This window comes from Kitasatospora sp. NPDC089509 (assembly GCF_044749365.1).
Lineage (GTDB): Bacteria > Actinomycetota > Actinomycetes > Streptomycetales > Streptomycetaceae > Kitasatospora.
Window position 1 is genome coordinate 462,141 of record NZ_JBIVHS010000003.1, and the last position, 19,927, is coordinate 482,067.

Annotated in this window: 17 protein-coding genes; 14 read left to right on the plus strand and 3 right to left on the minus strand. The window is 74.0% G+C overall.

The window, feature by feature from the left end:
- The first annotated feature begins 86 nt into the window (after positions 1-86).
- The 3 genes from fabF (at position 87) to ACIP4P_RS08430 (ending at position 3,892) form a co-directional block, all read left to right on the plus strand.
- Positions 87-1,349, plus strand: coding sequence for a beta-ketoacyl-ACP synthase II (gene fabF / locus ACIP4P_RS08420; RefSeq protein WP_400916005.1), 1,263 nt, complete (start codon positions 87-89; stop codon positions 1,347-1,349).
- Positions 1,349-1,987 carry a GNAT family N-acetyltransferase gene (locus ACIP4P_RS08425; protein ID WP_400916007.1) on the plus strand — a complete coding sequence of 213 codons (639 nt, stop codon included), beginning with the start codon at positions 1,349-1,351 and terminating at the stop codon, positions 1,985-1,987. Before fabF ends, ACIP4P_RS08425 begins: the two co-directional genes overlap by 1 nt.
- A 90-nt stretch (positions 1,988-2,077) precedes the next feature.
- Positions 2,078-3,892 carry a fatty acyl-AMP ligase gene (locus ACIP4P_RS08430; RefSeq protein WP_400916009.1) on the plus strand — a complete coding sequence of 605 codons (1,815 nt, stop codon included), beginning with the start codon at positions 2,078-2,080 and terminating at the stop codon, positions 3,890-3,892.
- 13 nt (positions 3,893-3,905) lie between these two features.
- Here the strand turns inward: ACIP4P_RS08430 and ACIP4P_RS08435 are convergent, their stop codons facing one another.
- The gene (locus ACIP4P_RS08435) at positions 3,906-5,159 is read right to left on the minus strand and encodes an RNA-guided endonuclease InsQ/TnpB family protein (protein ID WP_400916011.1); all 1,254 of its coding nucleotides are present in this window, start codon (positions 5,157-5,159) and stop codon (positions 3,906-3,908) included.
- A gap of 134 nt (positions 5,160-5,293) precedes the next feature.
- Between ACIP4P_RS08435 and ACIP4P_RS08440 the strand changes: the two genes are divergently transcribed.
- The 11 genes from ACIP4P_RS08440 to ACIP4P_RS08490 all read left to right on the plus strand — a co-directional run bounded on the left by ACIP4P_RS08440 (position 5,294) and on the right by ACIP4P_RS08490 (position 17,999).
- Positions 5,294-11,008, plus strand: a complete 5,715-nt coding sequence (locus tag ACIP4P_RS08440; protein ID WP_400916013.1) for an SDR family NAD(P)-dependent oxidoreductase — start codon at positions 5,294-5,296, stop codon at positions 11,006-11,008.
- A gap of 60 nt (positions 11,009-11,068) precedes the next feature.
- Positions 11,069-11,554 carry an SET domain-containing protein-lysine N-methyltransferase gene (locus ACIP4P_RS08445; protein WP_400916015.1) on the plus strand — a complete coding sequence of 162 codons (486 nt, stop codon included), beginning with the start codon at positions 11,069-11,071 and terminating at the stop codon, positions 11,552-11,554.
- On the plus strand, positions 11,554-12,270 hold the full coding sequence (gene fabG, locus ACIP4P_RS08450; protein ID WP_400916017.1) for a 3-oxoacyl-ACP reductase FabG: 717 nt from the start codon (positions 11,554-11,556) through the stop codon (positions 12,268-12,270). Before ACIP4P_RS08445 ends, fabG begins: the two co-directional genes overlap by 1 nt.
- 84 nt (positions 12,271-12,354) lie before the next feature.
- The gene (fabI, locus tag ACIP4P_RS08455) at positions 12,355-13,113 is read left to right on the plus strand and encodes an enoyl-ACP reductase FabI (protein WP_400916018.1); all 759 of its coding nucleotides are present in this window, start codon (positions 12,355-12,357) and stop codon (positions 13,111-13,113) included.
- 5 nt (positions 13,114-13,118) lie between these two features.
- Positions 13,119-13,571 carry a MaoC family dehydratase N-terminal domain-containing protein gene (locus tag ACIP4P_RS08460; protein ID WP_400916020.1) on the plus strand — a complete coding sequence of 151 codons (453 nt, stop codon included), beginning with the start codon at positions 13,119-13,121 and terminating at the stop codon, positions 13,569-13,571.
- A 112-nt stretch (positions 13,572-13,683) separates the two neighbouring features.
- The gene (locus ACIP4P_RS08465) at positions 13,684-14,208 is read left to right on the plus strand and encodes a hypothetical protein (protein WP_400916022.1); all 525 of its coding nucleotides are present in this window, start codon (positions 13,684-13,686) and stop codon (positions 14,206-14,208) included.
- A 283-nt stretch (positions 14,209-14,491) separates the two neighbouring features.
- On the plus strand, positions 14,492-14,758 hold the full coding sequence (locus ACIP4P_RS08470) for a hypothetical protein (RefSeq protein WP_400916024.1): 267 nt from the start codon (positions 14,492-14,494) through the stop codon (positions 14,756-14,758).
- An 8-nt stretch (positions 14,759-14,766) separates the two neighbouring features.
- Positions 14,767-15,279, plus strand: coding sequence for a DUF6879 family protein (locus ACIP4P_RS08475; protein WP_400916026.1), 513 nt, complete (start codon positions 14,767-14,769; stop codon positions 15,277-15,279).
- A gap of 9 nt (positions 15,280-15,288) precedes the next feature.
- Positions 15,289-16,137: a helix-turn-helix domain-containing protein gene (locus ACIP4P_RS08480; protein WP_400916027.1), complete on the plus strand. Its 849-nt coding sequence runs from the start codon at positions 15,289-15,291 to the stop codon at positions 16,135-16,137.
- A gap of 540 nt (positions 16,138-16,677) precedes the next feature.
- Complete coding sequence (locus tag ACIP4P_RS08485) at positions 16,678-16,824, plus strand: hypothetical protein (protein ID WP_350516995.1); 147 nt, start codon at positions 16,678-16,680, stop codon at positions 16,822-16,824.
- Positions 16,821-17,999, plus strand: coding sequence for a methyltransferase domain-containing protein (locus ACIP4P_RS08490; protein WP_400916029.1), 1,179 nt, complete (start codon positions 16,821-16,823; stop codon positions 17,997-17,999). The genes ACIP4P_RS08485 and ACIP4P_RS08490 overlap by 4 nt, the downstream gene beginning before the upstream one ends.
- Before the next feature lie 49 nt (positions 18,000-18,048).
- Here ACIP4P_RS08490 and ACIP4P_RS08495 read toward each other — a convergent pair whose 3' ends face one another.
- Both ACIP4P_RS08495 and ACIP4P_RS08500 read right to left on the minus strand, forming a co-directional pair.
- On the minus strand, positions 18,049-18,294 hold the full coding sequence (locus tag ACIP4P_RS08495) for a hypothetical protein (protein ID WP_400916030.1): 246 nt from the start codon (positions 18,292-18,294) through the stop codon (positions 18,049-18,051).
- A gap of 154 nt (positions 18,295-18,448) precedes the next feature.
- Positions 18,449-19,843 (minus strand): DEAD/DEAH box helicase, encoded by a 1,395-nt coding sequence (locus ACIP4P_RS08500; protein WP_400916032.1) that lies wholly within the window; start codon positions 19,841-19,843, stop codon positions 18,449-18,451.
- Positions 19,844-19,927 lie beyond the last annotated feature (84 nt).

The window sequence follows — 19,927 nt, forward strand, 5'->3', positions numbered from 1 at the left end:
GTCGCTCTTCGGACCCCGCCGTCCGGAGCGGACCCCGCGGTCCGGAGCGCACCGCACCGGATCGTACGAACGAAATGGAAGGCCCCATGTCCAGCACCGCTGAACACCCGCCGCGCCGACGCGTCGTCATCACCGGCGCCGGCGCCCTCACGGCGACCGGCGCCACGGTGGACGCGTACTGGTCCGCCCTGGTCGAGGGGCGCAGCGGCGTCGGCCCGATCACCGCCTTCGACGCCTCCGACCTGCCCACCCGGATCGCCGCCGAGGTCACCGGCTTCGAGCCGACCCGCTTCATGACCGGCATCGAGGCGCGCCGGATGGACCGTTTCGCCCAGTTCGCCGTCGTCGCGGCGGCCGAGGCCGTCGCGCAGTCCGGGCTCACCGCCGAGGCCGGCGGCGGGGAGCGGATCGGCGTCCTGGTCGGCTCCGGCTACGGTGCCAACATCGCCGGCATCGAGGCCCTGGAACGGCTCCGGGTGCGCGGTCCGCGCGGCGTGCCCACCTCCTACGCGATCGGCGGCTCCCCGGACAACCCGTCCGCCGAGATCGCCATGCGGTACGGCTTCGAGGGCCCGAGCGGGGCGATCATCACCGCCTGCGCCACCGGCACCACCTGCGTCGGCGAGGCCGTGGACCTGATCCGGGCCGGCCGGGTGGACGCCGTGGTCGCCGGCGGCACCGACGACCCGATCACCCGGCTCGACGTCGCCGCCATGTCCAACGTCCGCGCGCTGTCCCGCCGCAACGACGAACCGGCCCGCGCCAGCCGCCCGTTCGACCGGGGCCGGGACGGCTTCGTGCTCGGCGCGGGCGCCGGTGTCCTGGTCGTCGAGGATGCCGAGCACGCGATCCGGCGCGGCGCCCCCGTCCTCGGCGAGATCCTCGGCTACGGCGCCACCACCGACGCCTACCACTCCTCCGCCCCGCACCCGGAGGGCCGGGGCGCCCAGCGGGCCCTGCGGCTCGCCCTGGCCGACGCCGCCCTCACCCCCGGGGACATCGACTACGTCAACGCGCACGGCACCAGCACCGCGCTCAACGACTCCACCGAGATCGCCGCGCTGCGCGCCGTCCTCGGCGACCACGCCCCCCGGATCCCGATCAGCTCGCAGAAGTCGATGATCGGCCACCTGATCGGCGCCGCCGGAGCGGTCGAACTCATCTCCACCCTGCGGACCCTGGCCACCGGGATCGTCCCGCCGACGCTCAACTGCGAGGACCCGGAGGACCCGGAGCTCGACTTCGTGCCCCACGAGGCCCGGCGGCACGAGGTGCGCACCGCGCTCACCAACTCCTTCGGCTTCGGCGGCCACAACGCGGTCCTCGCGGTCCGCCGTTGGGAGCCGTGATGCGCGGCGACCTGGTGGCCCTGGAGACCTGCACCGACGAGGACTTCCAGCTGATCGTGGACTGGACCGGGAGCCGGGTCGGCACCTACTCCTCCGGATCCCCGCAGTTCCTCTCCGCCGAACTGCTGCGCGACGCCGTCCGGCAGGGCGCCATGCACTACCTGATGGTCGCCACCCACGACGGCACCCGGGTCGGCGCCGTCAACTGGGGGCCGCTCGCCTACGAGGGCAGCTACACCATCGGCTCGGCGATCGGCGTGACCGGGCTGTGGAGCCAGGGGTACGGCGTCGAGGCGAACGTGCTGCTGCTCAACTACCTGTTCCACGCCAAGAACGCGCACCGGGTCCAGCTCACCCTGGGCCTGCACAACCGGCAGATGGTGCAGATCATCACCCACGGCGGGTTCACCGTCGAAGGGGTGCTGCGCGACTACTTCTTCCTCGACGGCCGGCACTGGGACGCGGTGGTCTGCTCGCTGCTGCGCGACGAGTTCTACGCGCTCGCCCGCACGTCCGAACTCGGCCTGGCCGCCGACGTCGTGCCCGCCGGGGAGAAGGCCGAGGCCCGGCGGCTCTTCCTGGAACACCTGGACCGCACCGGCGCCGGCTACCTGCGCGACGTCCACGAGCGCCGCTGACCGGCCGCCACCGCCCGCGCGCCGGCCCGCCCGCGCGTCACCGCCGCGCCCGGGCGGGCCCCGGCCCCGTACGAAAGAGGCACCACCACCATGTCCGAGACCGCGGCCACGGCCGCCGCTCGCCGCGACCTGCCGAACGCCGCCCGCCGCGACCTGCCGAACGCTGTCCGGCACTGGGCCGCCACCCGGGGCACGGCACCGGCACTGACCTTCGTCGACCACGGGACCGACCGCCGGGGCGTCGCCACCACCCTCGACTACGCCGGACTGGACCGCCGGGCCGCCGCCGTCGCCGCCGCGCTGGCCGCGCACTGCCGCCCCGGGGACCGGGTCGCGCTGTGCGCGCCGCACGGCCTCGACTACCTGGTCGGCTTCCTCGGCTGCCTGTACGCCCGCGCCGTCGCCGTCCCGCTGTACGCCCCGGAGCCGTACCGTGGCAACGACCGGCTGGAGGCCGTGCTGCGCGACAGCGCCCCGGCCTGCGTGCTGACCACCCGGGACGCCGCACCGGCCGTCACCGCCCTGACCCGGGCCGTCCGGGGCGCCGGGACGGTCGTCCTCGGCGTCGACGAACTACCTTCGGTGGACGGCGAGTTGACGGCTCCCGGCCCGGACGACCTGGCCGAGCCCGACGACACGGCCTACCTCCAGTACACCTCCGGCTCCACCCGGGCCCCGCGCGGGGTGCTGGTCAGCAACGCCAACCTGGTCGCCGCCGCCCGGCAGAGCGCCGAACAGTCCGGGCTCACCGAACGGGACGTCGTCGTCTCCTGGCTGCCCTACTTCCACGACATGGGCCTGATCACCGGCGTCGCCATGCCGCTCGTCACCGGCGCCCACGCCGTCCACCTGACGCCGCTGGCCTTCGTCCAACAGCCCCTGCGATGGCTGCGGTTGATCAGCGACCACCGGGGCACCTGGACCGCCGCCCCCAACTTCGCCCTCGACCTGTGCGTGCGCCGGACCACCCCCGAGCAGCGGGCCGGGCTGCGCCTGGACAGCCTCCACACCCTGTGCAACGGCAGCGAGCAGGTCCACTCCGAGAGCGTCCGCGCCTTCGCCGAGGCCTTCGCCCCCAGCGGCTTCGCGGCCTCCGGCCACGCCCCCGGCTACGGGCTCGCCGAGGCCACCCTCGGTGTCACCTCCGCCGTCGGCGGCGCCACCGTCCTGCCGTTCGACCGGCCCGCGCTGGTCGACGGCACGGCCCGGCCCTGCCCACCGGACGCCCCCGACGCCTGGTGGCTGGTCGGCTGCGGCACCCCGCTGCCCGGCGTGGACGTCCGCATCGCCGACCCCGCCGACGGACGCGAGCTGGCCGACGACCGGGTCGGCGAGATCTGGGTGAGCGGCCCCAACGTCGCCCACGGCTACTGGCAGCGCCCCGAGGAGACCCGCCGCACCTTCGGCGCCGTCCTCACCGGCCCCGACGGCCGCCGCAGCGCACCCCGTTGGCTGCGCACCGGCGACCTCGGCTTCCGGTACGGCGGCGAACTGTACGTCACCGGACGGATCAAGGACCTGGTGATCGTGGACGGCCGCAACCACTACCCCGCCGACATCGAGGCCACCGCCAGGGCCGCACTCGACGCCCTGCCCGCCCCGGCCCCGGTGGTCTCCGCCGTCGCCGCCTTCCCGGTGATCGACGGCGGCGGCGAACACCTCGCGGTGGCCGTCGAACTGCGCCGCCCGCCGGAGCACCCGGTCACGGTCACCCGCGACCAGGCGGTGCGCGCCGTGCGCCGGGCCGTCGGCGAGCAGCACGGCGTCGAGCCCCGGGAGGTGGTCTTCCTACGGGCCGGGACCATGCCCCGGACCAGCAGCGGCAAGGTCCGCCGGCACGCCTGCGCGGAGGGCCACCGGCTGGGAACCCTGGACCACCTGGAGACGGACCGGTGGACGTCTTGACATCCTCCCTTGGCTAAGGCCGGGGGATTCCTCCCGCGCCTGCGGCACGGACGTCCGTGGTCCGCAGGTCGCCGAGGTGGGTTCCCCGTTCAACGGACCGTGCCTGGCGTGGGATCGCCACGTCTGGTCTGACCGGCCCTCCAGGGGCGTTTAGCCTGTCCGCCTGCCCGGCGGCCAGGATGTTTCGAGCAGCATTGAGGTCACGGTCATGGAGAACGCCGCACCCACCACAGGCCCATTCCCTTACCTGCAGGGGTTTGGGGCCGTCGCGGTGTCCGCACGCCGAGCAGAGCTGGGACGACGGGAACGCGCGGTGCATGATACCGACCGTGCGTCCGTGCCGGGCGGCTTTCTCTTCGAGCAGTCGCCGGAAGGTGGACCATCCGGCGTCGTAGACGGATTTGGCAAGTGGGCCCCTTGCGAGGCCGCGTACGTTCAGATCCTCCAGGTAAACGGCTTGGTTCTCGCCGATAAGCCTGGTGGTCTGCTTGTGCAGCCAGTCCCTACGGGTGTCGGCCACCTTGGCGTGCGCCTTGGCGACCTTCCTGCGGGCCTTGGCCTGGTTCCTACTGCCCTTGGCCTTGCGGGAGAGTTCCCGCTGCGCGGCCTTGAGCCTTTTCTCCGCCTTACGGAGGAAGCGCGGGTTGTCGATCACACTGCCGTCGGAGAGAACGGCGTAGGCGGTCAGGCCGAGATCGATGCCGATCTCGGCGGGCACTACGGGCAGGTGCTCGGGTTCCACGTCCACGACGAAGCTGGCGTGGTACCGCCCGGCCGGGTCGAGCACGATCGTCACCGACGACGGATCAGCCGGGGGCACGCGGGACCACTTCACCCGAACGTCGCCGATCTTTGCCAGGTTCAGCTTCCCGTTGCCACGAATGCGGAATCCGTTGCGGGTGAACCGCACGCTCTGTCGGTTGTCCTTGCGCGACTTGAAGCGGGGCAGACCGACCGGCCGACCAGCGCGCTTGCCCGACACCGAGTCGAAGAAGTTGCGGTACGCCGTGTCCAGGTCCCGAAGGGACTGGATCAGCGGGTCCACCCCGACCGACGCCAGCCATGCGCGTTCGGCTGTCTTCTTCGCCGCCGTGATCACCAGCTTTTGAAGATCCGTGCTCCTGGGGTACGGCTGCCCGGCCCTCCGCGCTTCCTTCCGCATCGCGAGAGCGTCGTTGTACACCACCCGCGCACACCCGAACGTCCGTGCCAGCAAAGTGCGCTGACCCGCCGTCGGATAGAGGCGATAGGAGTACCTGAGGTGCATAGGGCCAACCTACCGAAGGCCACCGACAACGCCCCCCGCCCAAACCCCCAAAGATCAATCCGCCGCTTCGCGGCTCCGGTCCAAAGACCCATTCCTCCCCGGCTCAAAGGCCGGAGCATCCTGGGAGAACAAAGGTGAACGGACAGCCAGGTACGGGTACGGTCCCGGACGAGGCGACGGTGCGCGACTGGCTGGTCGACTGGCTCGCGGACCGCCTCGGCCTCGCCGCGGCGGACGTCCCGACCGACCAGCCGCTGGCCGGACTCGGCCTCACCTCGCGCGGGGTGGTGGAACTCTCCGGCGCCCTGGAGGAGCTGCTCGACCGGGCGCTCTCGCCCGCCCTGCTCTACGAGGCACCGACGGTCGAGGCGCTCGCCCGCCGGCTCACCCGCCCGGACGGGCCGGCGGCCGCCGGGGCTCCGGTCTCCGTGGCGTTCCCGGCCCCCACCGCCGCCGAACCCGTCGCCGTGATCGGCCTCGGGCTGCGCCTGCCCGGCGGCGCCGCCGACCCGGACGGCTTCTGGGAGCTGCTCGCCCACGGCCGCGACGCCATCGGCGAGGCCCCGCCCGGCCGTTGGGAACTCCTCGGCGCCCTCGACCCGGCCGCCCGCGCCGTCCTGGACCGCACCCCCTCCCGGGGCGGCTACCTCACCGACGACCCGGCCGCCTTCGACCCCGCCTTCTTCGGCATGTCCGACCGCGAGGCCGCCGCCACCGACCCGCAGCAGCGCCTCATGCTCGAAGTGGCCTGGCAGGCCCTGGAACACGCCGGCATCCCGCCGCGCTCGCTCGCCCGCACCCGCACCGGCGTGTTCGTCGGCGCCTCCGTCTCCGACTACGGCGCCGCCCAGATGGCCGAGCTGTCCGGCATCGACGCCTGGACCGGCGCCGGCTCGGCCCTCGCCGTCATCGCCAACCGGGTCTCCTACACGCTGGGCCTGCGCGGCCCCAGCCTGGTCGTGGACACCGCCTGCTCCTCCTCGCTGGTCGCCGTCCACCAGGCCGTCCAGAGCCTGCGCTCCGGCGAGAGCGAACTCGCCCTGGCCGGCGGCGTCAACCTGCTGCTCTCACCGTCCGTCACGGTCAACTTCGAAGAGGCCGGCGTGATGGCCGCCGACGGCCGCTGCAAGACCTTCGCCGCCGACGCCGACGGCTACGGCCGGGCCGAGGGCTGCGGCGTCGTCGTCCTCAAGACCCTCTCCGCCGCCCGCCGCGACGGCGACCGGGTGCTCGCCGTGCTGCGCGGCAGCGCCGTCAACCAGGACGGCGCCTCCAACGGACTGCTCGCCCCCAACCCGGAGGCCCAGCAGGAGCTGCTGCGCACCGCCCTGGCCGCCGCCGACCTCACCGGGCCGGACGTCGACTACGTCGAGGCCCACGGCACCGGCACCGCCCTCGGCGACCCGGTCGAGGCCTCCGCGCTCGCCGCCGTCCTGCTCGACGGGCGCGACCGCGACCTGCTCATCGGCTCCGTCAAGACCAACCTCGGGCACCTGGAGGCGGCCGCCGGCGTGACCGGCCTGATCAAGGTCGTGCTCGCCCTCGGCCGGGACACCCTGCCCGCCAGCCTCCACTTCGACCGCCCCAACCCGCTGATCCCCTTCGACCGGCTGCCGCTGCGGGTGGTCACCGCCGCCACCCCCTGGCCGCGCACCGACCGGCCCCGCCGGGCCGGGGTGAGCAGCTTCGGCTTCGGCGGCACCAACGCCCATGTCATCGTCGAGGAGTCGCCCGACCCGGTCCCGCCGTCCGCCCCCGCCGGACCGGAGGCGCCCGAGGGCGCCGGCGTCCACCTGGTGCCGGTCTCGGCCGGCTCGCCGGAGGCGCTGGCCGAGCGGCTGCGCCGACTGACGGACTGGCTGGCCGGCCCCGGCGCCGACGTCCCGCTGCCGGACCTCGCGCACACCCTCGCCGTGCGGCGCCCGCACGAGCCGCAGCGGCTCGCCGTGCCCGCCCGCGACGCCCGCGAACTGCGGCGGGCCCTCGCCGACCACCTGGCCGGCGCCGCCGTACCGGGCCTCGCCGTAGCCGGCCCGGCGGTGTCAGGCCCCGCGGTGTCAGGCCCCGCCGTATCCGGCTCCGCTCAGGGGCGGGCCGGCGCACCCGCCGGGCCCGTCTGGCTGTTCTCCGGCCAGGGCTCCCAGTGGGCCGGGATGGGCCGCGCCCTGTACGACACCGCGCCCGCCTTCCGCCGGGCCGTCGAGGAGCTGGAACCGCTGGTCGCCGCCGAGTCCGGGTTCTCGCTGCACGCGGTGCTGCGGGCCGACACCGTGCCCGCCGAGGTCTCCGTCGTCCAGCCGCTGATCTTCGCCGTGCAACTCGGCCTCGCCGCGCTCTGGCGCGCCCACGGGGTGCGCCCGGCCGCCGTCGTCGGCCACTCGATGGGCGAGGTCGCGGCCGCCGTGGTGGCCGGTGCGCTCGGCGTCGAGGACGCCGTCCGGGTCGTCTGCCGGCGCTCGCGGCTGCTGCTGAAGGTCGCCGGGCGGGGCGCCATGGCGGTGGTCGAGAGCCCCGCCGAGGAGGTCGCGGCCCGACTGGCCCGGACCGTCCCCGACGGCTCGGTGACCGTCGCCGTCGTCCCCGGCGACCACTCCACCGTCGTGGCCGGCGACCCGGCCGGGATCGACGCCCTCCGGGACGCCTACGCCGCCGACGGCATCGACACCCGCCCGGTCCAGGTGGACGTCGCCTCCCACTCGCCGCAGATGGACGAACTGCTGCCGCTGCTCCGCGCCGAACTCGACGGCCTGACACCCCGCCGGCCCGAGCTGCCGTTCTTCTCCACCGTCGCCGGACGGCTCGGCACCGAACCCGCCTGCGACGCCGCGTACTGGTGCGACAACCTGCGGGCCCCGGTGCACTTCGCCGCCGCCGTCCGCGCGGCCCGGCAGGCCGGGTACGGCGTGTTCGTCGAGCTCAGCGGGCACCCGGTGCTGACCCGCGACACCGCCGCCACGCTGGACGGCGAGGACGGGGTGCTGGTCACCGGGACGCTGCTGCGCGACCGCGACCCGTACCGCAGCTTCCTCGGCGCGCTCGGCCGGCTGTACTGCCACGGACTCGCCCCCGACTGGCCGCGGTTCACCCCCGGCGGGCCGCCCACCGACCCGCCGGGCATGGCCTGGCGGCGGACCCGGCACTGGACCACCGTCCGGGCCGCGCTCCCCGTCCCGGCCCCGGCCCCGGCTCCCGTCGCGGAGCTCCCGGCCGCCGCTCCCGAGGGCCCGCTCGGACCGGTCATCACCCCCGCCGCCTGGCCCGGCACCCGGCTCTGGCAGCCCGCACCGGACCGGCCCGCACTCCGGCCGCTGCGCGAACACCTGCTGCACGGCGCCGAGTTGGTGCCACTGGCTGGCTACGCCTGGCTCGCGCTGACCGCCGCCCGGGAAGCCGGGCTGGCGGCCCCCGAGGTCCGCGACCTCACCGTGCACCAGCCGCTCGTCCTCGACGGCGCGGTCCGCGCCCTCCAACTCACCCTCCGCCCGGCGGAGGACGGCACCGCGCCCGCCGCCTTCGACGTCCACTCCCAGGACGCCGAAGGGCACTGGCACCGCCACGCCTCCGCCCGGGTGCACGAGGACCCGTACGCCCTGGACGCGTACGCCCCGGACCCGGACGCGGTGGACCCGGACGCGGTGGATCGAGGCGAACCGCTGGACGCCGCCGCCCACTACACCGCCCTGGCCGCCGCCGGACTGGTGCACGGCCCCGCGCTCCGCGCGCTGGGCGCGCTGCGCCCCCGGCCGGGCGCCGTCCTGGCCGACGCACTGCCGGGGCTCCCGGCCGACGGGGTCGCCGCCCTCGACGCCGCGTTCCAGGCGCTGCCCGCCGCGCTCCCGTCCGGCGGCACGGGAGGCACCGGCGGGTGGACGGTGGTCGGCCTCGACGGCCTGGCCGTCGGCCCGGACCGCGTGCCCGGGCCGCTGACCGTCCGGGCGCGGGTCACCGGAGACCCGGACGGACCGGCGCTGCTCGCCGAACTCGACTGGTACCGGGGCGGTTCGGCCGTCGCCAGGGCGCGCGGGGTGCGGGTGCGCCGGGTGGACGCCGGGCCGGTGCGGGTGCCCGCCGGGTGGCTGCACACCGTGGAGTGGCGGCCGGCGCCGCTGACGGCGGACGCCCCGGCCGGCCGGGCGGACGGCACGCCCGAGGGGCCGGTGCTGCTGGTCGGCGGCGGCGCGGTCGCCGACGCCCTCGCCGCCCTGCTCCGCGACCGGGGGACCGACTGCCGGACCACCGACTGCCGGACCACCGACGGGCGGATCGCCGACGGACAGAGCACGGATGGACAGCTCACCGACGCCCTGACCGACGACGTCCGGCACGTCGTCCACCTGCCCGCGCCCGGCGGACCGGCCCCGGACGCGGCCGTGCGGCTGACCGCCGACGCCGCCCGGCTGGTCCGCGCGGTGGCCGGGGCGGGCCGGGCCCGACTGTGGATCGTCACCACCCACGCCCAGCAGCCCGGCTCCGACACCCCCCTGGACCCGGCGCACGCCGCGCTCTGGGGGCTCGGCCGCAGCGCCGCACTGGAGCACCCCGACGCCTGGGGCGGCCTGGTCGACCTGGCCGCGCCCGCCGGCCCCGAGGACGCGGCGCGGGCCGCCCGCGCCCTCGCCGCCGAACTGGCCGCCGCCCCCGGCACGGGCACCCAGAGCGCCCACCGCGCCGGGACCAGGTACGCCCCACGGCTCACCGCCCGCCCGGACGCCGCGCGCGGCGCCGCCGTCAGCCTCGACCCGGACGGCAGCCACCTGGTCGTCGGAGCCACCGGCCGAACCGGGCCCGCCGTGCTCGACCGGCTCGCCGCGCTCGGCGCCCGGCACCTGGTGCTGGTCTCCCGCCGGGGCGCCGCCGGCGCGGCGGGCCCGGTCGTGGCGACCGTCGAACGGCTGCGGGCCGTGGGCGTCACCGTGCACGAGGTGGCCGCCGACGTCACCGACGAGGCCGTCATGCGCGCTCTGTTCGCGCGCTTCGGCACCGGACTCCCGCCGCTGCGCGGCGTGGTCCAGGCCGCCTTCGCCGAGGACGTCGCCCCGATCGCCGAGCTCACCCCGGAGCGGGTGGCGGCGGTGTTGCGGCCGAAGGTCCACGGCACCGACGTCCTGCACCGGCTGACGGCCGACCACCCGGTGGAGCACTTCGTCTGCTTCTCCTCGACCACCGGCCTGCTGGGCTCCCAGGGGCTGGCCCACTACGCCGCCGCGAGCTGCTGGCTGGACGCGCTGGTCCAGGAACGCCGCCGCACCGGCCGGCCCGCCCTGGCGGTGGCCTGGGGACCGTGGCGGGACGGACTGGACGCCGCCCTCCACCCGCCGATCACCGCCACCGGCATGCGGCTGATGACGGGCGCGACGGCCGCCGCCGCCCTGGACCGCGCGCTCGCCGGGGGCCGGGCCCAGCTGGTCGTCGCCGACGCCGACTGGTCCGCCGTGGCCGCCGCCTACGGCCTGCGCACGCCCGTCCCGCTGCTGGCCGACCACCTCGCCCCGGACCCGGACCCGGACCCTCGCCCAGGCCTGAGCCCCCACCCGGCCGCCCCCGCCGAGCAGGACGTCCTCACGCTGCTCGAAGCGGCCCCGACTGCCCAGCGGCGCCGGGAGGTCGTCGTCGGCCACGTCCAGGCCGCCGTGGCCCGGGCGTTGGCCATCGACCCGCCGCAGGCCCTCGACCCGGACGCGGACTACCACGCCTTCGGCCTGGACTCGCTGATGAGCATGACCGTCCTGCGCCGCCTCAAGGTGCTGGCCCCGGGCCTGAAACCGTCCGCCGTCAGCCTCCACCGCACGGTCGCCGAGCTGGCCGACGCGGTGCTGCGGCACCGCGACTCCACCGCCACCGACGGCTGACGGCCACGCCACCCGCACCACCACCCGAGTCTTCCAGCACAGCACAGAAGGGAACCACCGTTGTCCGAGAACGCCTTCCTCGTGGTCCAGGACCGTCCCTACGGCGCCGGCGTCGTCGCCGCCCGCGCGCTCGCCGAGGGCGAGGTCATCGCCGACCTCCGGCACTGCGTGACCGCCGACACCCCGTCGATCCACACCATCGACGTCGGCGACCGGCACATCGACGGGCCGCAGGTCCGCTACCTCAACCACTCCTGCGCGCCGAACGTGTACGTGGACGCGGAGCGGCTGGAGGCGCGGGCCCTGCGGCCGGTCGCGGTGGGGGAGGAGCTGGCCTTCTTCTACCCGTCGACCGAGTGGGACATGGTCGGCCCCTTCGACTGCCTCTGCGGGGCCGCCGACTGCCTGGGCACCATCGCGGGTGCCCGCGCCGCCGCCCCGGAGGCGCTGCGCCGCCACGCGCTGAACCGGCACGTCGCCGAGCGCCTCGCCGACCACGTCGCCGAGCGCGTCGAGGCGCAGCAGGCGACGGTCGGGGCCGCCTGATGGACCGCCCCCCGGCCCGCTCCTGCCTGGTCGTCGGCGGCAACCGGGGCATCGGCCGCGCCATCGCCGAGGAACTGCTGGCGGACGGCGAGCGGGTCGCCGTCACCCACCGCGCGGGAGACGCCCCCGAGGGCGCCCTCGCCGTGCACTGCGACGTGACCGACTCCGCCGGGGTCGACGCCGCGTTCCGGACGGTGGAGGCCGCGCACGGCCCGGTGGAGGTGCTCGTGGTCAACGCGGGCATCGTCCAGGACCGGCTGCTCGCCACGATGTCCGAACGCTCCTTCGCCGAGGTGCTGGACACCAACCTCACCGGCGCCTACCGGGTGGTGAAGCGGGCCACCCGGGGCATGCTGCGCCTGGGCCGGGGGCGGATCGTGCTGATGTCCTCGGTGGTCGCCCTGCAGGGCTCCACCGGGCAGGCCAACTACGCCGCGTCGAAGGCGGGCCTGATCGGGTTCGGGCGCAGCCTCGCCCGGGAGTTGGGGCCCCGGAACGTCACCGTGAACATCGTGGCGCCGGGACTGGTCGACACCGACATGACGCACGGGCTGTCGCGGGAGCTGCGGGAGCAGTACGTCCGGCAGATCCCGCTCGGCCGGACGGCGGCGCCGGTCGAGGTCGCCCGGGTGGTCCGCTTCCTGGTCTCGCCGGACGCCGGCTACGTCACCGGCGCGCTCGTCCCGGTGGACGGCGGCTCCTCGATGGGCCACTGACGACCGAATCCCGCCGACCCCTCCTACGCCAACCCCCTTACCTCCCGAGAACCTTGTACACCCCATGCACCGAGCGGAGAACCGATGGGCATCCTCGACGGCCGGCGCCTGCTGATCACCGGCGTCCTCACCCCGGCCTCGATCGCCTTCCACGTCGCGCGCGTCGCCCAGGAGGAAGGCGGCCGGGTGGTCCTCACCGCGCACGGCCGGCCGAGCCTGGTCCGGCGGGTCGCCCAGCGGCTGCCCGAGCCGCCGCCGGTGGTCGAACTGGACGTCACCGACGCCGGACAGCTCGACTCGCTGGCCGAGCGGGTCGGCGCGCACCTGGACGGCCTGGACGGCGTGCTGCACTCGATCGGGTACGCGCCGCCGTCGGCGCTGGGCGGCAACTTCCTGAGCACGCCGTGGGACGACGTCGCGACCGCCGTCCACGTCTCGACCTACTCGCTCAAGGCGCTGACCACGGCGGCCCTGCCGATGATGGGCCCGGGCGGCTCGGTGGTCGGGCTGGACTTCGACGCGTCGCGGGCCTGGTCGGGCTACGACTGGATGGGCGTGGCCAAGGCCGGTCTGGAGTCCTGCGCCCGGTACCTGGCCCAGGAGTTGGGGCCGCGCGGGATCCGGGTCAACCTGGTGGCGGCCGGGCCGCTGGCGACCACCGCCGCGCGCGGCGTGCCGGGCTTCGACGGGCACGGCTGGGACGAGGCCGCCCCGCTCGGCTGGGACGCGGCGGACGCCGCGCCGACCGCGCGGGCCTGCGCCGTCCTGCTGTCGGACTGGCTGTCGGCCACCACGGGCGAGATCGTCCACGTGGACGGCGGCGCCCACGCGGTCGGCCGCTGACCGCCGTGGTGCTCAACCGGGCCTATCTGAACCGGGCGTTCGCGGCCCCGGAGCCGTTCCTGGTGACCCGCGCGGCGGTCCGTTCCTTTGCCGCGGCCATCGGCGACCCGAACCCGCTCTACCGCGACCCGGCCGCCGCCCGGGCCGCCGGTCACCCGGACCTGCCGGCGCCGCCGACCTTCGCCGCGCTGGTCGCGGGGGAGGCGTACTGGCAGCTGCTGGCGGACCCGGAGTTCGGCCTCGCTCCGGAGGGCGCGGTCCACGTGGCGCAGTGGTTCGGCTTCGAGCGGGCGTTGCGGGCCGGCGACGAACTGACCGCCGAGGCCGTCCCGGAACTGATGGACCGTCAGGGTGGCCGGGAGCGCGTGGTGTTCCTGACCACGATCGACGACCCGACCGGCGCCCGGGTGGCCATCGTCCGGACCACGCTGATCGGTCCGGCCCCCGAACCGGACTGACCGGCCCCCGCCGGTCGTCGGGTGCCGGGCCGCACCCCCGCCGGGGACAATGGGTGTTCGAACCGTCACACGAAAGGACCGTGCCATCCTCACGCTCATCCTCGCCTGCGACGTGCTCTTCTGGGTCCTGCTGGTGGCCGGCCTGGCGGCCCGCTACGCGGCGGGTATGCCCCGGCTCGGCGGGCTGCTGCTGTTCTGCGTCCCGCTGATCGACGTGGTGCTGCTGGCGACCACCGTGCTGAGCATCCGCGACGGCGCCGAACCGACGGTCTGGCACGGCCTGTCGGCGGCCTACCTCGGCATCACGGTGGTCTACGGACACCGGACGATCCGCTGGGCCGACGCCAAGTTCGCCCGCCGCTACGCCGAGAACCCGCCGCCCCCGCCGCCGAAGCTCTACGGCCGCGCCGCCATCGCGGACGCCTGGCTGGGCTGGCTGCGCTTCCTACTGGCCTACGGGATCAGCGTCGGCCTGATCTTCGGCCTGGTGGCCCTGGTCGGCGGCCTCGACCGAGGAGCCCCCCTGCTGGTCTGGCTCAACCCCCTCACCAAGGTCCTGGTCTACAGCCTGATCTGGCCGATCCTCACCACCCTCTGGCCCGGCCGCGCCCCGACCCACCCCGCCGACCCCCGCTGACCGCCCCGGCGGCTTGCCCGGGATGTTGCACTTGATCCGACCGTCGCAGGAATCCGCCAACGCGCCCTGGAACCGGAGCGCCAGGCCGCCCGCAGCCGCTGTCGAGCGGCATGGCGCACGGGGACTCCTCTTGCCCACACGACTACTTGCGCACTCGCTGGACTCGCTGCCGCCGAGTTGTCGGGTCGTCAGCAGCGGAAACGCCTGACAGGCCGGTTGTGTACGCGCCAGGATGAGGCCATCGGTTGTGCACCTACGCGGAACCGGAGCCCCAGGGAGCACTGTGCAGCCTCTAGAGTTCATCGGGATCATCTCCAACACGCCAGAGGTTGACTCGCCGACGATTTGGCGTGACCCGGAGAACGGCGACCTGCTCATCCAGTCCTACAAGGCCAGCGATGAGGACTTGAGTCGTTGCAAGGAGGTTGGTTCGATCCCTGGGCACTCGACGGACGTGCCTGACCACGAGACCGTGATCCGCCTCCCGGAAGAAATGATCAAGTTCATCGTGGACCTCGCCGCGAGGTTGGCCACCCAAGAGGACGAGTAAGGAGCAGCGTGTCCAACCCGATCGCCACGGCCATGGCAGAGGCCAGGTTCTCTGCCGTGCACCTGGAGATGCGCGATAGCTACACGCCCAACGATCCGCAGTTCCAGCGCTATCGGGAGGGTCTTCGCTACAGCCCGGACGACCGGCCGGAGTGGTTCCAGAACTGGACCAACGTCGCCGGAGAGCTGATTGGCCGTGGGGTGGTCATGCGTCGGGCTCGGATCGTCTCCGAGCCGGTCACGGAGTACATCCGCTACGAACACCATGTGACGTTCCTGAACGTGGCCATTGGCGAGCAGGTTCGCTGGCTTCCGCGCCGCCTGGCGGCAGACATCGCTCTGCCGGGAACCGACCTGTGGATGTTCGATGACTCCAAGATCATGTTCACCTTCTTCTCGGGGGACGGGGATGTGGTGGACCGTGAGTGGACCACCGAACCTGCCGTCGTTCGGCTCGTGAAGAACGCCTTCGAGGCCGTGTGGCACAGGGCGACTCCGCACGAGAGCCACGTGCTCAAGTAGCCGAATCAGATGCGTACCTCTCGCTCGTCGAGCGTTCAGCAGGCCCGGAAAGCCCTAGCCGAGCGGCTGAAGGAGATCCGCAAGGACTCCGGACTCACCGGGCCTGCTCTCGCCTTCGCCTGCGGTTGGAGCAAGTCGAAGTGCTCCCGCATCGAAAACGCGATCACCGCACCGTCCGAGCAGGACGTCAAGGATTGGTGCAAGGCCTGCGGAGCGGACGACCAGGCTGCGGACCTAGTGGCTTCCCTCCGCTCGGTAGAGACCATGTTCACCGAGTGGCGACGCATGGAGCGGAGCGGGCTCAAGCGCGCCCAACAGATGGTTCTGCCGCTGTACGAGCGAACCACGCGGTTCCGGGCGTACACACCTGGAATCCTGCACGGTCTCCTCCAGACCCGGGACTACACCCGCTCGGTACTCCAGGCCACCCAGCGCCGTCGTGTTGCCGTGGACGACGTGGAAGAGGCCGTGCAGGTGCGCATGGAGCGGCAGGAGATCCTGAGAGACCACGGAAGAACCTTCGCCTTCATCATCGAAGAGGCGTGCCTGCACCACGGCCTCGGCGGCGCTGAGGTAGCCGCCGGCCAGCTTGCCCACCTGGTCACTGTTGCGTCCCTGGCGAACGTGAGCCTGGGAATCGTCCCGAGGGGCTATCAGCGTCACTCGATGCACGTCGAGGCGTTCTCGCTCTACGACTCGTCCCAGGTCAACGTCGAACTCGTCTCCGGGTACCTCCAGATCACACAGCCCTCCGAGGTGTCCATGTACGTCAGCCGGTTCGCGGAACTCTCCGCAGATGCCGTACACGGCGTCGCCGCTCGCGCCCTGATCGCAGAGGCGCTTGACTCGCTCGGGTGACTGCTGTGCAACCGCGTGCAACTTCCTGGCACCGTCTGTAGCCGACTCCCTACGGTCTATCACGCACCCCGCCGCCACGGCGAAGGAGGACAGACCGATGGCGAGACGCAACTCCAAGCGTGAGTACCGCGAGGTCGCGACCGGCCCCTCGAAGTCCGAACGACAGCGGCCCCCAGCCGGGTGGAACCCGTTGGACGACTATCGGGCGGCCCAGGCCGCAGAGCGAGCCCCGAGCGCGGGAACGCTCCTTCCAGATTGCCGCCGTGCGCTCCCTCTGCTCCTGCGCCGTGTGCGCGGCCGGAAGGAGGACGGCGTGAACAACGTGATCGAGGGCGACCCGGTCCGGCGCGACCCCGACGACTGAACCCGAACACCATGTCCCGCGCCTGGGCGGGACATCCCCGGACCGTGGTCAAGCACGCCCGGGGAGCCACGCGCCGTACGCCGCAAGGGTGTTCGGCGCGCCGTCCGGAACTCCACCGGACAAGCTGTTCCGGCGGGCGGCCGCCCGCCGGCCGCGACCAGCACGGAGGTGCAGAGATGGGCAAGCGCGGAAGCGGAAGCGGCGACGGCAAGGGCGGCAAGCAGCAGGACGACAGCAACAAGGGCTCCGGGCACGGCGGGGGCGGCTCGGACGAGGGCGGCAACACCTCCGACGGCCAGAACCCGGCGGGCGGCGGTCGGTGACCGGCGAGACGCACAAGGAGGCGGGCCCCCAGGGGTTCGCCTCCGCGCTGGTGGCCAGCGGCGCGCTCTCCTCGGACTGGCTCCCCTCCTTCAAGGCCGTGCCCCGCGAACTGTTCGTCCCGGACCGCATCTGGCCGGGCATCGCGGACGGCACCCGCCAGAACCCCGCCGTCTACCGGTCCAAGGACCCCAGGGCCTGGCGGCGGGCCGTCTACTCGGACATCCCGCTGACCACGCAGTGGGACGACGGCGACCACGAGGGCGACGGCCTCGGCACGACCCCCAGCTCGTCCAACTCCATGCCGACCATGGTCGCCTCCATGCTCCGCGACCTGGACGTGAGGCCGGGTGACCGGGTGCTGGAGATCGGCACGGGCACCGGATGGAACGCGGGCCTGCTCGCCCATCGCCTCGGGAAGCCGAACGTCGTGTCCGTCGAATACGACCCGGACGTAGCCCGCGGTGCCCGGGAGAACCTGGAACGGGCGGGCCTCGCCCCGACCGTGGTCGAGGGCGACGGCCAGAGGGGCTGGCCTCAGGGCGCCCCCTACGACCGGATCATCGCCACCTGCTCACTGCTGGAGATCCCTGCGGCCTGGCTGGAGCAGTCGGCCCCCGGCGCGGTGATCATCGCCCCGTTCGGCACCGAGTACGGCGGCGAGCAGATCGTCCGCCTCACCGTGAACGACGACGGCACCAGCGCGACCGGCCGCTTCACCGGCGGCTCCGCGTTCATGCGGCTGCGCCAACAGCGCACCGAGCGGCCGGTGTTCGACGAGTACCTGCACGGCGTGCCGTGGCCGGCCGACGGCGTCAGGACCATGACCACGCTGTCCCCGTGGGACACCGGGAAGTGGTTCCAGCAGTTCGTCATCGGGCTTGCCGTGCCGGGCGCGTTCTGGCGGGCGGAACGCTACGACAACGACGCCTACACGCTGTGGCTCCACAGCCGCGACAAGAAGTCGTGGGCGTCCGCCGACTACGAGCGCGACCGCACCGAATACGAGGTCTACCAGTCCGGCCCCCGCAACCTGTGGGACGAGGTGGAGGCCGCCTACCGCTGGTGGGACGACCACGGCCGCCCCGGCTTCAACCGCTTCGGCCTCACCGTCACCCCCGAGCGCCACACCGCCTGGCTCGACACCCCCGACAACCCCGTCCCCACCAGGGACTGACCCGCCCCGTCCCGGCCGACCTGGGGAAGAACGGCCGGGACGGGCCCCTTCACGGAGTGCACGTGACCGAACCGCCGGTCCCGCGCGAAGTCAGAGTGAGCATCGTCCCGGCCGCCGTCTCGGCCCGGGAGACGGCCTGGGCGAACTCCTTCTCGACCGACGACCGCGGGACGTGCGGTTCGATCCGACCGATGGCGTAGACGTACGACGCCGCGACCGCCGGGGGAGGCCCACCGCAGGCCGAACAGCGGCCCGGATCAGGGGAGTTGCCGGCCACCGGAGTCGGAGTCGGCATCGGCGTCGACGTGGCGCTCTCGACTCCGGTCGGGAGCGGCTGGTTCTGTACGGTCTGATCCGTTCCGCACCGCCTGCCGGGCGACCCCGGCCGGGCGCAGGGCCGCGCCGGGCCGGGAGCAGGGCGCCGTCGGTTCCCGACGCCGTGCGCGGTCCTACGACGGCTGTCCGTTGCCCGACCGGGGCGAGCTGCCGCGCGAGCCGTCGGCGGTCAGCCGGGCGCGGCCGGTGGGGGCGGGGCGGCCGGGACGGTTCCGACCGGTGGACCGGTTGTGGCGGGGCCGTTCGACGACGGGGTCGGGGATCGTGACGGGCACGCCGGTGGGGACCCGGGCGCCGGTGATCCGGGTGAGTTCCCCGTCGCCGGCCCGGACCCTGGTGGTGACGGGGGTGATGCCGGCCGCGGTCATCATCCGGTCCATCCCGCGGCGCTGGCCGGGGAGGACCAGGGTGACGACGGTGCCGGACTCGCCGGCCCGGGCGGTGCGTCCGCCGCGGTGCAGGTAGTCCTTGTGGTCGGCGGGCGGGTCCAGGTTGACGACCAGGTCGAGGCCGTCGACGTGGATGCCGCGGGCGGCGACGTCGGTCGCGACGAGCGCGGCCACCTGCCCGGTGCGGAACTGCTCCAGGGTGCGGGTGCGCTGCGGTTGGGACTTGCCCCCGTGCAGGGCCGCGGCCTTCACGCCGCTCGCGAGCAGGTTCTCGACCAGGCGGTCGGCGCCCTGCTTGGTGTCGATGAACATGATCACCCGGCCGTCACGGGAGGCGATGTGGGCGATCGTGGCGTTCTTGTCGGAGTTCTGCACGTGCAGCACGTGGTGCTCCATGGTGCTGACCGCCCCCGCGGAGGGGTCCACCGAGTGGGTGACCGGGTCCTTCAGGAAGCGCCGCACCAGGCTGTCGACGTTGCGGTCCAGGGTGGCCGAGAACAGCATCGTCTGGCCGCCCTCGGCGACCTGTTCGAGGAGGGCGGTGACCTCCGGCAGGAAGCCCAGGTCGGTCATCTGGTCGGCCTCGTCGAGGACGGTGACGGCGACCCGGTCCAGCCGGCAGAGCCTGCGCTCGATCAGGTCCCCCAGCCGCCCGGGCGTGGCCACCACGATCTCCGCGCCGCGGTTCAGTACCTGCGCTTGGCGGCGGACCGGCACCCCTCCGACCACGGTGGCCATCCGCAGTCGCATCGCGTGGACGTACGGGGTGAGGGCTTCGGTGACCTGCTGCGCCAGCTCACGGGTGGGGACCAGGATCAGCGCGACCGGAGACCGCGGCGCGGCCTCCTGCCCGGCGATGCCGGCCAGCACGGCGAGGCCGAACGCGAGCGTCTTGCCGGAGCCGGTGCGGCCCCGTCCCAGCACGTCGCGGCCAGCCAGTGAGTTCGGCAGCGTCGCGGCCTGGATCGGGAAGGGGGCGGTGACGCCCCGCCGCGTCAGGACCCGCAGCAGTTCCTCCGGCATGTCCAGCTCGTTGAAGGACTCGACGGGGGGCAGCCCCGGCACGGTGCACGTCGGCACCGCGAACTCCCGATGCGGAGGACGGCTGGAACGGTTCATGCGGAGGCCCTCCTCGGGACGGCAGGTGACGTACGTCGGCGCTCACCGGGAGAGCGGGAGCGGAGAACCCTGAACCGTGGACCG